Source organism: Thioclava sp. F1Mire-8, from assembly GCF_002213165.1.
GTDB classification, from domain to species: Bacteria; Pseudomonadota; Alphaproteobacteria; order Rhodobacterales; family Rhodobacteraceae; genus Thioclava; species Thioclava nitratireducens.
In genome coordinates this window covers 119997-132104 of sequence record NZ_NBNY01000004.1, presented here as the reverse complement: position 1 = coordinate 132104, position 12108 = coordinate 119997, and the positions used below count along the sequence as shown (strand labels likewise).

Here is a 12108-nt window from a genome sequence, read left to right as displayed (position 1 = left end):
AGCGATGGTTATGAAACCCGCCCCTTGCGGGGCCGGGCAGTTAGGCGCCGGAACCCTCATCAGGCATTCCGGCACTCATAAATTTGGGAAATCTCTCGCGACGTTTCAAGAGGGGCGCCGCTTCGGGCCAAGCCCTTAGGGACGCAGGAATTTCGCGCCGGTTGTGCGCCCGCCAGACAGTATACGCGGCTGGCCCTGCCCGGGCTCCGTGCGACGGATCTGCGGCGCGGCGGAGACGCTGGGGGAGGCGGCGCGGATCACGCCGCGCCCGCTGCGCAGCGCGGATTTCAACTGCGCGACGATCGCGGGCAATTCCATCCCATAGGCGCGCGAGACGCCATTCCTGCGCGAGCCCGAGGAAACCAGCGACACGATCTGCGCCCGCCCGCCAGCAGCAAGCCCCGAGCGGTCGAAGACCGGCGCACCCGAGGAGCCGTGATCGACATCGCAATCGAAGCCGATCAGCCCCTTGGCCCGCCCGAACACGCGGCAGGCCTTTTGCCACGACAGCGCATCGGCCCGGCCCTGCGCATAAGACACCACCGATACTTCCGCCCCTGCGGCGGGCACGTCGCCGACGCGAAAAGGCGCGGCAATCGACGTCGGGATCGGCGCGGAGAGCTGTAAAAGCGCGACGTCGTGGCGCACGGTGTCGATCGAGAGCGGCACGAACGGGTTATAGTCCGGATCGGCGACCATGGCGACGACCGGGCGCGCGGCCACCTCCGCCCCGTCGGTTTGCGCGGCTGCAAAACCCAGCGTCGCGGGATCGCGCGGCCCCTGCGCGCGTCGGTCGAAGATGCAATGGCCAGCGGTCAGCACCAGATCGGGTGCGATCAGCACGCCGGTGCAATAGCCCTCGGCCCCGATGGTGACCTTGCCCACCGCCTCCCAGCCGAAGAGATCCGCGCGTTGCGACAAGCGGTCGAGCGCAGAGTTGCGCGCCTCCTGCGCCTCGCCCATGCCGCCAAGCAGTGCCAGAGCGATCACGCCGAAGATGACCCGCTTCACGCCCATCGCGCTCAGTTCGCCTTGATGAACTTGGCCCCGCCCGCGCGAATTTCGCGGGTAGTGGCGACGTTGTCGCGGCTCTCGATGGCCTGCCGCAGATCGGCGACCCCATTGGCCAGCGCCCCGATCGAGACCGGGCGCGTGCCCATCTCGGCCTTGGCTGAGACCACCGAGACGATCTCGGGGCGGCCGTTGGCGAAGCTGAAGACCGGCGAGCCCGAGGCCCCGAAATCGGCCGAGCAACTCATCACGACCGTCGCGCCTGCGCGCTCCAGCACCGAGCAGTTTCGTTGCAGCGACGGTGCCTCCGAGCGGCCCTGCGCATAGGAGAGCACGCCGACCTCCTCGCCACGATAAGGCGCGCTGCGCGACACTTCGAAGGGCTGAAGCTGTGGCAGGCGGATCGGCTGGGCGAGCTTGATCAGCGCCAGATCGAATTCCGAACGCTTCACGCCGACCGGCCCGCCGTAGTGATAGGAGGGATGCAGCACTGCGCGCGACACCTTGCGATAGGCTTCGGCGCGGCCATTGCGCCAACCCGCGAGGAACTCGATCTCCCGCGCGTCTATCAGCGCACCGCTGCGCTTGTCATAGAGGCAATGCCCCGCCGTCAGCACCAGATCAGGCGCGATCAGCGTGCCGGTGCAAAAGCTGCCATGACCCAGATCGAGCCGCCCGACCGCCTGCCAGCCGCGCGTATCGTCGCCGGTTTCCAGCGCGCGCAAGGGCGTCGCATGGGTGATCGTCTCGGCCCGCGCAAGCACAGGAACGGCGGTCAGACAGGCAAGAGCGAGAGCAAGAAGGCGCATCGGGGCTCCGAAGATTGCGGGGCGTTTCGTCCTGCTTAGCGCCCCGATGCGGCCAGATTGTGGCGTGGATCACGCTTGCGCAAGCGCGGGTGGCTTCGGCCCGCCCGTGGCCCAATCCAAAAGTTCGACAGTGTGGACAACGGGCACCTCCGTGCCGCCGCCGATCTGCACCATGCAACCGATATTGCCCGCCGCGATCACCTCCGGCTGCTTCGCCTCGAGCGTCGCCACTTTGCGCTTCTTAAGCTCGTCGGAAATCTCCGGCTGCAGCAGGTTGTAGGTGCCCGCCGAGCCGCAGCACAGATGGCTATCGGCGGGCTCGACCACCTCGAAGCCGGCGCGTTTCAGAAGATCCTTCGGCGCGGATTTGATCTGCTGACCGTGCTGGAGCGAACAGGCCGCGTGATAGGCGACTCGCATCCCGCCCTTGCCCTCGGGGAGACCGATCTTCACGAGGAATTCCGAGATGTCGCAGGCGAGCCCAGCCACCTTCGCCGCATCCTCGGCGATCGGATCGTTGCGGAAGATATGCCCGTAATCCTTCACCGTAGTGCCGCAGCCCGACGTATTGATGATCACCGCATCCAGATCGCCCTCGCTCAGATAGGCACGGATATTGTGCGCGGCCTGCGCATGGCTCTCTTTCTCGCGGCCCATGTGATGCGACAGCGCCCCACAGCAGCCAAGGTTCTTCGGTATCACCACCTCACAGCCCAACCGCCGCAGCAGCCGGATCGTCGCATCGTTGATATCGGTGTTGAGCGCCCGCTGCGCGCAGCCGATCTGCAGCGCCACGCGGTATTTCTTCTCGCCCATAGGCGCGAAAACCTGAGCGTCATCGTTGCGGCTGACCGGCGGGATGGTTTTCGGCGCCATGCCCACCATCGCGCGCAGGCGCTTGTCGGGCAGCAGCCCCGCGAAGGGCTTCGCCAGCTTCGCGCCGCCCATCGCAAGACGGAAGCGGCCCGGATAGGGCACGATCTTCGCCAGCGTCCAGCGCAGCAGCCGGTCCATCATCGGGCGCTTGTAGGTCTTCTCCACATGGGCGCGCGCATGGTCGATCAGATGCATGTAATGCACGCCCGAGGGGCAAGTCGTCATGCAGGCCAGGCAACTCAGGCAACGATCGAGATGCTTGACCGTCTTCTCATCCGCGGGCCGGTCATTCTCCAGCATGTCCTTGATCAGGTAGATGCGCCCGCGCGGACTGTCCAACTCGTCGCCCAACACCTGATAGGAGGGGCAGGTCGCAGTGCAGAACCCGCAATGGACGCAGGCGCGCAGGATCTCGTTGGAGCGCGCGACGCCGGGATCTTTCAGCTGTTCGGGCGAAAAATTCGTCTGCATCAGCCCATCCTTCCGGGGTTCAGAATACCTTTGGGGTCGAATTGCGCCCGCAACGCGGTCGTGAGCGTGGCGATCGGCGCGGGTTCGGGCTCGAAGGTCACGCCCGCCACGCCGCGCATGCAGGTCGCATGGCCGGTATAGGGCGAGGCCAGCGCACGGCCATCGCTGCCTTCCGGCAGAAGCGCCCAGATCAGCCCGCCGCCCCAGTCGAGCAGCACCTCGCCGCCGAGCCTTGCCACGATGTCAGACGCCTCCGAAGGCTTCACCGAGAGCCGCCACAGATCGCCGTCCTTGCCGATAAACGGCTCCAGATCGCGCAGGCTTTGCCAGATCGCGGCCGAGCCCTCTTCCTCGACCCGAACCGGGCCGAACGGCTCCATCAGTCTGCGCAACTGTTCCGCCCGGTAGGCGACGGATTCGGCGAGACCTTCGACCCGGACCACCGCGCCGGTGCCGGGCAACCAGCCCGCACCGGACACGTCGAAGGGCGAACCAAGCGCCGCCGCCAGCGCAACTTGCGCGGCCCCTGCCGGAAGGTCGATCACCACCGTCGCCTGAGACGGCGCGGCGGGCAGCAGCTTGAAAGCCACCTCGCTCATCACGCCGAGCGTGCCCCAGCTTCCCGCCATCAGCTTCACCAGATCGTAGCCGGTGACGTTCTTCATCACCCGGCCACCGTTTTTCACGATCTGCCCGCGCCCGTCGACGAAACGCGTGCCGATCAGACTGTCGCGACAGGCCCCGGCCTGCACCCGGCGCGGCCCCGAGACGTTCGCCGCCACGACACCGCCCACGGTGCTCTGACCGCGCACGCCCAGGACCGGGCCCCAATTCGCTGGTTCGAAGGGCAGACGTTGACCCTCGGCGGCAATCGCGGCCTCCACCTCGGCGAGGGGCGTTCCGGCGCCGACGACCAGCGTCAGCGCGCCCGGCTCATAGAGCGTGATGCCCGAAATCCCGACTTCCAGCGGCTCGCCCAGACAACGTCCAACCGGCCGCGTGCCGCCTCCACGCACCGCCAGCGCGCCACCCGCATCCCGGATGGCCTCGGCCAGCTGCGCCTCGCTTTCAACTCTCATGAAATCTGCCTTCCTCTTGGCAAAAATATCCCGGGGGCTCGCGTCAGCGAGCGGGGCAGCGCCCCTCTCCCTTTTCAGCTCGCACGGCGACTCGCGCTCGCGCCGAGCGGGAACACCTTCGCCGGGTTCAAAAGCCATTTCGGGTCGAACACGTCCTTCACCCGCATCTGCGCTTCCAGATCGGCGGGTTCGAACTGCACATCCATCAGGTCGCGCTTCTCGATGCCCACGCCATGCTCGCCGGTCAGGCAGCCGCCCGCCTCGACGCAAAGCTTCAGGATCTCCGCGCCCAGCTTTTCGCATTGCTCCTGCTGGCCCGGCTCGTTGGCGTTATACAGGATCAGCGGGTGCATATTGCCGTCGCCCGCGTGGAAGACGTTTGCGACGTCGAGCCCGAAATCCTTCGACAACTCGCCGATCCGGCGCAGCACGAAGGGCAGTTCCGAGACCGGGATCGTCCCGTCGAGGCACATGTAATCGTTAATCTGCCCCATCGCGCCGAAGGCCGACTTCCGGCCCAGCCAGATCCGCGCGGCCTCGTCGGCCGATTGCGCCTCGCGGAACTCGACCGGCTCGTGACGGGTCGCGATCTGGCGGATCATGCCGATCTGCTCGTCGATCTCGGCTTCCGAGCCCTCGCATTCGACGATCAGCAGCGCCTCGCAATCGGGATAGCCCGCATGGCAGAAGGCCTCGGTCGCGCGGATGCAGGGGCGGTCCATGAACTCGATCGCGACGGGCAGGATGCCCGCCTTGATGATATCGGCGACGCAGGCGCCCGCGACCTCGTTCGAGTTGAATCCGATCAGCACGGGGCGTGCGCCTTCGGGTTTCGGCAGGATCTTAAGCGTGGCTTCGGTCACGACGCCCAATTGCCCCTCCGAGCCGCAGATCAGCCCCAGCAGATCGAGCCCGCCCGCATCCAGATACGGTCCGCCGATCTCGACCACCTCGCCTTCCATCGTGACCAGCGTCACACCGAGGAGGTTATTCGTCGTCACCCCGTATTTCAGGCAATGCGCGCCGCCGGAATTCATCGCGATATTGCCCGAGATCGCGCAGGCGAGCTGCGAGGACGGATCGGGCGCGTAGAACCAGCCATCGCTTTCCACCGCCCCGGTCACCGAGAGGTTCGTCCGTCCCGCCTCGACCCGGATGAAGCGGTTGGTGTAATCGGTCTCCAGCACGGCATTCATCCGCGCGAGCCCCAGCACCACCGAATCCGCCTGCGGCATCGACCCGCCCGCAAGCGAGGTGCCCGCGCCGCGCGGCACCACCGGCACGCCCAGTTCGTGACAGGCCTTCAGCGCCGCCGCGACCTCCGCCGTCGAGCGCGGCAGCACCACACCCAGCGGCTGGCAGCGATAGGCCGAAAGCGCATCGCATTCATAGGCGCGCGTCTCGCTGGGGTCGTCGATCACCGCATCCGCGGGCAGAACCTCGCGCAGGCGGGCGATGATCTGCGGCTTGCGCGCCAGCAGATCCTCCTTCGGCTTGGGCATTTCCATGGCAAACTCCTCCCGGTTGGTCAGAAAATATAACCAATAAGCCCCGGTGACAAGGGAAGCCGCATCGCGCTAACTGTCGATATGACGACGATGTTTCATATCGGCCCGCTCGGGCCTCTCGATCTCGCGGCGCTTGCGCTTCTCGTCACCTGCTGGCTCGTGATCGGCTGGACGACCGAACATCCGAGCACCGCCCGCCCTTCGATGGGCAAGCTGATGGAAAATTACCGTCGCGAATGGATGCGCCAGCTGGTGACACGCCAGCCGCGGATCTTCGATTCGGCCATGGTGGACGGGCTGCGGCAATCGACAACCTTCTTCGCCTCTTCTTCGCTGATCGCTATCGGTGCCGGGCTGGCGCTGATCGCGAACCCGCAGCCCCTGACGAATCTCGCCGATGATTTCGACATCGCGCGCGGCCCGGACCTGCTGTGGGAGGCGCGCATCCTGACGGCCGTGCTCTTCGGTGCGAATGCGTTTCTGAAATTCGTCTGGTCGCATCGGCTGTTTTCCTATGCCGCGATCGCAATGGCGGCGGTGCCCAACGAACCCGAGGACCCGCTGGCCTATCCGCGCGCCGAACAGGCGGCGCAGGTGAACATCAACGCGGCGAAGAGCTTCAATCGCGGGCTGCGTTCCGTCTATTTCGCGCTGGCGACGCTGGCATGGCTGCTCGGGCCCTATGCGCTCATTGCGGCGACGCTGTTCACCACGGCGATGCTCTGGCGGCGTGAATTCGCCTCGGACTCGCGCCAGGCGCTGCTGGAGAACATCCCCGACTAGGCGCGGCGCGCTCGCCTCTGGCAGCCTCCGCATGATTTGGCTAAACCCGACGCCATGAGCAGTTTCCTTTCCGTCGAGCAATCCCTGACAGGCCGCCGCTGGATCGGCCCCACACCCGAGGCCGACCGGCTGGCCGAGGCGATGGCGCAGCAGACGCGCTTGCCCCTGCCCCTCGCCCGCATCCTCGTCGCGCGCGGTGTGACGCCGGAGGAGAGCGAGGGCTTCCTCGAACCCACGATCCGCGAGCTTCTCCCCGACCCCCGATCCTTGCGCGACATGGAGCAGGCGGCGGCGCGGTTCCTGAAAGCGGTGAAGTCGGGTGAGAAGATCGCCGTTTTCGCGGATTATGACGTCGATGGCGGCGCCTCGGCGGCGCTGCTGATCAACTGGCTGCGCGCGATGGGGCGCGAGGCGACGCTCTATATTCCCGACCGGATCGACGAGGGCTACGGGCCGAACGTGCCCGCGATGGAAAGCCTCGGGACCGAGCATCCGCTGATCGTTTGCGTCGATTGCGGCACGCTGAGCCACGAGCCCGTGGCCGCCGCGAAGCCCGCCGATGTCGTCATCCTCGATCACCACCTTGGCGGCGAGACCCTGCCCCCCGCGCTGGCCGTGGTGAACCCGAACCGGCAGGACGAGACCGGCGAGCTGGGTCATCTCTGCGCGGCTTCAGTCGTCTTCCTGATGTTGGTGGAGGCGAACCGGCAGCTGCGCGACGAAGGTGTGCAGGGCCCGCCCTTGATGACGCTTCTCGATCTGGTGGCACTTGCGACGGTGGCCGATGTCGCGCCGCTGACGGGCTGCAACCGGGCGCTGGTGCGGCAGGGGCTCAAGATCATGGCGCGGCGCGAGCGGCCCGGCCTCGTGGCGCTGTCGGACGTGGCGCGGCTCGACCGTGCGCCCGCCGCCTATCACTTGGGCTTCGTGCTGGGACCGAGGATCAATGCAGGCGGGCGGATCGGCGCGGCCGATCTGGGCGCGCGTCTGCTGTCGACAACCGACCCGCACGAGGCGCAATCCATCGCGGAACGGCTCGATCAGCTCAACACCGAGCGCCGAGAGGTCGAGAACGCTGTGCGGGAGGCGGCGCTGACGCAGGCCGAGGAACGCGGGCTCAACGCACCGCTGGTCTGGGCGGCGGGCGCTGGCTGGCACCCGGGCGTCGTCGGCATCGTGGCCGCGCGGCTGAAAGAGGCGACGAACCGCCCCTCGGTCGTGATCGGGGTGGAGAACGGGATCGGCAAAGGCTCGGCCCGCTCCGTCGCCGGCGTCGATATCGGTGCCGCGATCCAGCGCGTCGCCGCCGAGGGGCTGCTGCTGAAAGGCGGCGGGCACAAGATGGCGGCGGGCCTCACGGTGGAGGAAAACAAGCTGGAGCCTGCGATGGCGCGCCTGTCGGAGCTTCTGGCCAAACAGGGTGCGGGAGAGATCGGCCCGCGCGACCTGCGTCTCGACGGGATGCTGATGCCGGGCGCGGCGACCGCGCAACTGATTGAAGACCTCGACCGCGCCGGCCCCTTCGGCCAAGGCGCTCCTGCCCCGCGTTTCGCCTTTGCGGATATGGAAGTCGTGGGCGCGCGCCGGATCGGCGAGAGCCATCTGCGCTTCATGTTCGGCGACGGTATGGGCGCGCGGATCGAGACGGTCTGCTTCGGCGCGTTCGACTGCCCGCTCGGCCCCGCGCTGAGCCAGCCGGGCGCGAAGCGTTTCCACCTCGCCGGACGGTTGGAGATCAACACATGGGGCGGGCGCAACAAGGTGCAGCTGCGGCTCGAGGACGCGTCCGAAGCGTAAGCGACTCCCCACGATTGCACACAGAAAAGGGCTGTAATTCCAAGGCTTCGAGGCTGCCGTAACGGAGGGACAAAAACTTTCCAAAAATCCGCAAATACCCTCTTGCGAGTCACGGTTCTCTGGCCTAAACACCGCTCCACCTTAGGCAGGTATGCCCGGAAGGTTCAGAGTGGTCCGTTCGTCTATCGGTTAGGACGCCAGGTTTTCAACCTGGAAAGAGGGGTTCGATTCCCCTACGGACTGCCACTACTCCCCCCATTTCAAAGCGATTTCACCACGCGCGCCGCTTGGTCGCGTGTGTTTTCATTCGTGGTACAGCGCGGCTCTGCGCGCGCCGATCCCTCATCAAAAAAAGCGGCCCTTCCGGGGCCGCTTTCTCGTTTCCCTGTCAGGGGCCTGAGGCCTCACGCGCCGTAGGGCACCCAGATGTTCTTCACCTGCGTCGCGCGGTCGAGGAACAGACGCCCCTGCCCCGCACGGGCTCCCCAGTCGCGTGCGTCGTCGGCTTCGACCCAGGTCTGTTTGAGGTTCCCGGCGCTTTGCGCCTCGACCACCCGGCAGCCCTCGGCATTGCCGAAATACCACATCGCATCGACGCCATCATGCGCCGCCAGCGTCTTCGCCAGCTCGTCGCGCGGGCCGGTGACGATGTTGACCACGCCGTCCGGCACGTCCGAGGTATCGAGCACCTGATAGAGGTCGGTCGCGGCCAGCGGGTGTGTCTGGCTCGGGACCAGCACGACCCGGTTGCCCATCGCGATCGCAGGCAGCACCAGTGAGATCGCCCCCAGAAGCGGCTGCGCGGTCGGGGCCACAAGTCCCATCACCCCGATCGGCTCATTCATCGCGAGGGTCACGAATTCGGACTTCGTCGCGTGCACCGCGCCGTCGAACTTGTCGGCTTGGGCTGCGTACCAGAAGCAACGCTCCACCGCCGTCTCGACTTCGGCCTCGGCGGCTTTGCGCGAGGCGCCGAAGCTTTCCAGACGGGCGGCGAATTCCGCGCCGCGCGCCGAGAGGTTCTCGCCGATGTAATAGAGCACCTGCGCCCGGTTATGGCCCGTGGCCTTGCCCCAGCCCTTCGCCTTATGCGCCGCCTCGACCGCGTTGCGGATGTCCTTGCGGTTGCCGAGCCCTGCGAGCCCCACGACCGCCTTGCCGCCCTTCACCTGATAGCTGTAGCCGCTATCGGGCCGCGCCTGCTTGCCGCCGACATAGAGCTTCGCGGTGCGGTCGATCTCGCCGCCCTTGATCGTGTCGGCGGGGCCGGTCTCCAGCTCGGCGGGCGTCGTGCCCTTGCCCTTGCCGGTGGCCGCCGCCGGGTTGCGCAGATAGGCACGCATGCCTTCGCGACCGCCCTCGCGACCGAAGCCGCTCTCGCGATAGCCGCCGAAGCCCGCGCCTGCGTCGAAAATGTTGGTCGAGTTGATCCAGACGATCCCGGCCTTCACCTGCCCCGCGATGTCGAGGCACAGGTTCACGTTCTCCGACCAGATGCTGGCCGCGAGCCCATAGCGCGTATTGTTGGCGAGCGCCACGGCGTCGGACGGCGTGCGGAAGGTGGTGAGCGTGACCACGGGGCCGAAGATTTCCTCGGTCGCGAGAACGCTCGCAGGCTCCACATCCGTCACCAGCGTCGGCGGGAAGAAGCAGCCCTGCGGCGCGGAGCCTTGGGTCAGCGTCGCCCCCTCGCTTGCGCCCTTCTCGACCAGATCGCGGATGCGCGCGAGCTGCGAGGGATGCACGATCGCGCCGATATCGGTGCTCTTGTCCATCGGATCGCCGGTGCGCAGCGTCTTCATCCGGGCGCGCAGCAGCGTCTCGAACCGTTCGGCCACCGCCTCGGCCACGAGGATGCGCGAGCCAGCGCAGCAGACCTGACCCTGGTTGAACCAGATTGCGTCCACCACGCCCTCGACGGCGGCGTCCAGATCGGCATCTTCGAAGACGATGAAAGGGGATTTGCCGCCCAGCTCCAGCGTCAGCGCCTTGCCCGAACCAGCCGTGCGCTCGCGCAGGATGCGGCCCACATCGGTCGAGCCGGTGAAGGCCAGCTTGTCGATGCCCTCATGGCCGACGATCGCAGCCCCAGTTTCGCCGTCGCCGGTGACAATGTTGATCACGCCCTTCGGGATGCCGCATTCCTGCGCGATCTCGGCGAAGGCCAGCGCGGTCAGCGGCGTGTATTCGGCGGGCTTCAGCACCACCGTGTTACCCGCGGCCAGTGCCGGTGCGACCTTCCACGCCAGCATCAGAAGCGGGAAGTTCCACGGGATGATCTGGCCGCAGACGCCCTGCGCCGTATGGCCCGGCAGCTCGTCCTCGAGGATCTCCGCCCAGCCCGCATGGTGATAGAAATGGCGCGCGACCAGCGGGATGTCGATGTCGCGGCTCTCGCGGATCGGCTTGCCGCTGTCGAGTGTCTCGAGCACGGCGAGCAGGCGCGAATGCTGCTGGATGTGACGGGCGAGCGCGTAGAGGTGCTTCGCGCGCTGATGGCCCGACAGCTTCGCCCAACCGCTTTGCGCCCTGCGCGCGGCTGAGACGGCGGCATCCACGTCCGACGCCGAACCTTGGGTGACGCGCGCCAGCACCGTGTCGCTTGCCGGATCGCGGACTTCGAACAGATCGCCCGGCTTGGTCATCGCGCCGTCGATGAAATGGCCGAAGCCGCCCTCATGCTTGGCGAGCCACTTGCGCGCCTGGCTGTCGTCTTCGGGGGCCACGCCGTACTCCATGGTTTCGAGGATGCTCTGAATGCTCATTTTTGTCTCTCCTCAGGCCAGCGCGTGACGGCTGCTATCGGCGTAACGGCCAGTGACGTAATGCTCCAGCTGACGCTCGATATCACCCAGCATCGAGCTTGCGCCGAAGCGGAACAGGTCGGGGTTGAGCCAGTCGCGGCCCAGCTCTTCTTTCATCAGGATCTGCCAGGCCAGCGCCTCTTTCGCCTGCTTCATCCCGCCTGCGGGTTTGAAGCCGATGCGGTGGCCGGTCGCCATCCCGTAATCGCGCAGCGCACGCAGCATGGTCAGGCTGACAGGCAGCGTCGCGTTGACGCTTTCCTTGCCGGTGGAGGTCTTGATGAAATCGGCGCCCGCCTGCATCGCCACCATCGAGGCGGAATAGACGTTGTTGAGCGTCTCCAGCTCGCCGGTGGCCAGGATCGCCTTCATATGGGCGTCACCGCAGGCCTGGCGCATCGCCGCAATCTCGTCATGCAGGCCCTGCCAGTTCCGGGTCAGCGCCAGTTCGCGGTTGATCACGATGTCGATCTCGGCCGCGCCCTGCGCCACCGCCCAGCGGATTTCCTCGAGCCGCAGATGCAGCGGCATCAGACCTGCCGGAAAGCCCGTCGCGACCGAGGCCACGGGAATCCCCGTGCCCTCCAGTGCCTTGACCGCATGCGGCACCATCGTCGGGTAGACGCAGACCGCGCCCACAGTCAGCTCGCCCGGGCTGAGTCCGAGACCCGCTTCGATATGCGAGGCCAAGGGCTTGCGCGCCTTCGCACAGAGCCGCTTCACCCGGCCTTCGGTATCGTCGCCCGCAAGCGTCGTCAGGTCGATGCAACGCACCGCGTTGACCAGCCATGCCGCCTGATGCGCCTTCTTCACGCTGCGCCGGGCAGTGAGCGTCGCACAGCGGCGTTCGGCAGCGGCGCGGTTCACCCGGTGCCCCTCGAACATCCCCACATCGAGCGCCATGCCGGGGTTGCGCACATGCTCCCCCGCCGCGTTGGCGGTGGGCACCAAAGCCCCTTCCGCCTGCGTC

At 66.9% G+C, this 12108-nt stretch carries 9 protein-coding genes and 1 tRNA gene; 3 read left to right on the top strand and 7 right to left on the bottom strand.

The window, feature by feature from the left end; all coding sequences use genetic code 11:
• Nucleotides 1-135 precede the first annotated feature (135 nt).
• The 5 genes from B6V75_RS14245 to B6V75_RS14225 form a co-directional block, all read right to left on the bottom strand.
• Nucleotides 136-1017 carry a serine protease gene (locus B6V75_RS14245; protein ID WP_075775722.1) on the bottom strand — a complete coding sequence of 294 codons (882 nt, stop codon included), beginning with the start codon at nt 1015-1017 and terminating at the stop codon, nt 136-138.
• 5 nt (nt 1018-1022) lie between these two features.
• Nucleotides 1023-1820: a S1 family peptidase gene (locus tag B6V75_RS14240; RefSeq protein WP_088720136.1), complete on the bottom strand. Its 798-nt coding sequence runs from the start codon at nt 1818-1820 to the stop codon at nt 1023-1025.
• 69 nt (nt 1821-1889) lie between these two features.
• Nucleotides 1890-3167 carry a glycolate oxidase subunit GlcF gene (glcF, locus tag B6V75_RS14235; RefSeq protein ID WP_088720135.1) on the bottom strand — a complete coding sequence of 426 codons (1278 nt, stop codon included), beginning with the start codon at nt 3165-3167 and terminating at the stop codon, nt 1890-1892.
• Nucleotides 3167-4246 carry an FAD-binding protein gene (locus B6V75_RS14230; protein WP_088720134.1) on the bottom strand — a complete coding sequence of 360 codons (1080 nt, stop codon included), beginning with the start codon at nt 4244-4246 and terminating at the stop codon, nt 3167-3169. The genes glcF and B6V75_RS14230 overlap by 1 nt, the downstream gene beginning before the upstream one ends.
• Before the next feature lie 74 nt (nt 4247-4320).
• Entirely contained in the window at nt 4321-5754 is a 1434-nt protein-coding gene (locus B6V75_RS14225) for an FAD-linked oxidase C-terminal domain-containing protein (RefSeq protein WP_075775726.1), read from the bottom strand.
• A gap of 81 nt (nt 5755-5835) precedes the next feature.
• Between B6V75_RS14225 and B6V75_RS14220 the strand changes: the two genes are divergently transcribed.
• From B6V75_RS14220 to B6V75_RS14210, 3 genes are all read left to right on the top strand, one after another.
• Nucleotides 5836-6537 carry a DUF599 domain-containing protein gene (locus tag B6V75_RS14220; protein ID WP_088720133.1) on the top strand — a complete coding sequence of 234 codons (702 nt, stop codon included), beginning with the start codon at nt 5836-5838 and terminating at the stop codon, nt 6535-6537.
• A 54-nt stretch (nt 6538-6591) separates the two neighbouring features.
• Nucleotides 6592-8334 carry a single-stranded-DNA-specific exonuclease RecJ gene (gene recJ / locus B6V75_RS14215; protein WP_088720132.1) on the top strand — a complete coding sequence of 581 codons (1743 nt, stop codon included), beginning with the start codon at nt 6592-6594 and terminating at the stop codon, nt 8332-8334.
• Nucleotides 8335-8505: 171 nt separating this feature from the next.
• Nucleotides 8506-8580: transfer RNA gene (locus B6V75_RS14210), tRNA-Glu, on the top strand.
• Between the two features lie 158 nt (nt 8581-8738).
• Here B6V75_RS14210 and B6V75_RS14205 read toward each other — a convergent pair.
• Both B6V75_RS14205 and deoC read right to left on the bottom strand, forming a co-directional pair.
• Nucleotides 8739-11099 carry an aldehyde dehydrogenase family protein gene (locus B6V75_RS14205; RefSeq protein ID WP_206198498.1) on the bottom strand — a complete coding sequence of 787 codons (2361 nt, stop codon included), beginning with the start codon at nt 11097-11099 and terminating at the stop codon, nt 8739-8741.
• A gap of 12 nt (nt 11100-11111) precedes the next feature.
• Nucleotides 11112-12041 (bottom strand): deoxyribose-phosphate aldolase, encoded by a 930-nt coding sequence (gene deoC / locus B6V75_RS14200; protein ID WP_088720298.1) that lies wholly within the window; start codon nt 12039-12041, stop codon nt 11112-11114.
• Between the last annotated feature and the right edge of the window lie 67 nt (nt 12042-12108).

Bases quoted from the DNA above. Each gene is read 5' to 3' on its own strand.
- B6V75_RS14240 (WP_088720136.1), bottom strand. From the start codon at position 1,820: ATGCGCCTTCTTGCTCTCGCTCTTGCCTGTCTGACCGCCGTTCCTGTG.
- B6V75_RS14225 (WP_075775726.1), bottom strand. From the start codon at position 5,754: ATGGAAATGCCCAAGCCGAAGGAGGATCTGCTGGCGCGCAAGCCGCAG.
- deoC (WP_088720298.1), bottom strand. From the start codon at position 12,041: ATGGCGCTCGATGTGGGGATGTTCGAGGGGCACCGGGTGAACCGCGCC.
- B6V75_RS14230 (WP_088720134.1), bottom strand. From the start codon at position 4,246: ATGAGAGTTGAAAGCGAGGCGCAGCTGGCCGAGGCCATCCGGGATGCG.
- recJ (WP_088720132.1), top strand. From the start codon at position 6,592: ATGAGCAGTTTCCTTTCCGTCGAGCAATCCCTGACAGGCCGCCGCTGG.
- glcF (WP_088720135.1), bottom strand. From the start codon at position 3,167: ATGCAGACGAATTTTTCGCCCGAACAGCTGAAAGATCCCGGCGTCGCG.
- B6V75_RS14220 (WP_088720133.1), top strand. From the start codon at position 5,836: ATGACGACGATGTTTCATATCGGCCCGCTCGGGCCTCTCGATCTCGCG.
- B6V75_RS14245 (WP_075775722.1), bottom strand. From the start codon at position 1,017: ATGGGCGTGAAGCGGGTCATCTTCGGCGTGATCGCTCTGGCACTGCTT.
- B6V75_RS14205 (WP_206198498.1), bottom strand. From the start codon at position 11,099: ATGAGCATTCAGAGCATCCTCGAAACCATGGAGTACGGCGTGGCCCCC.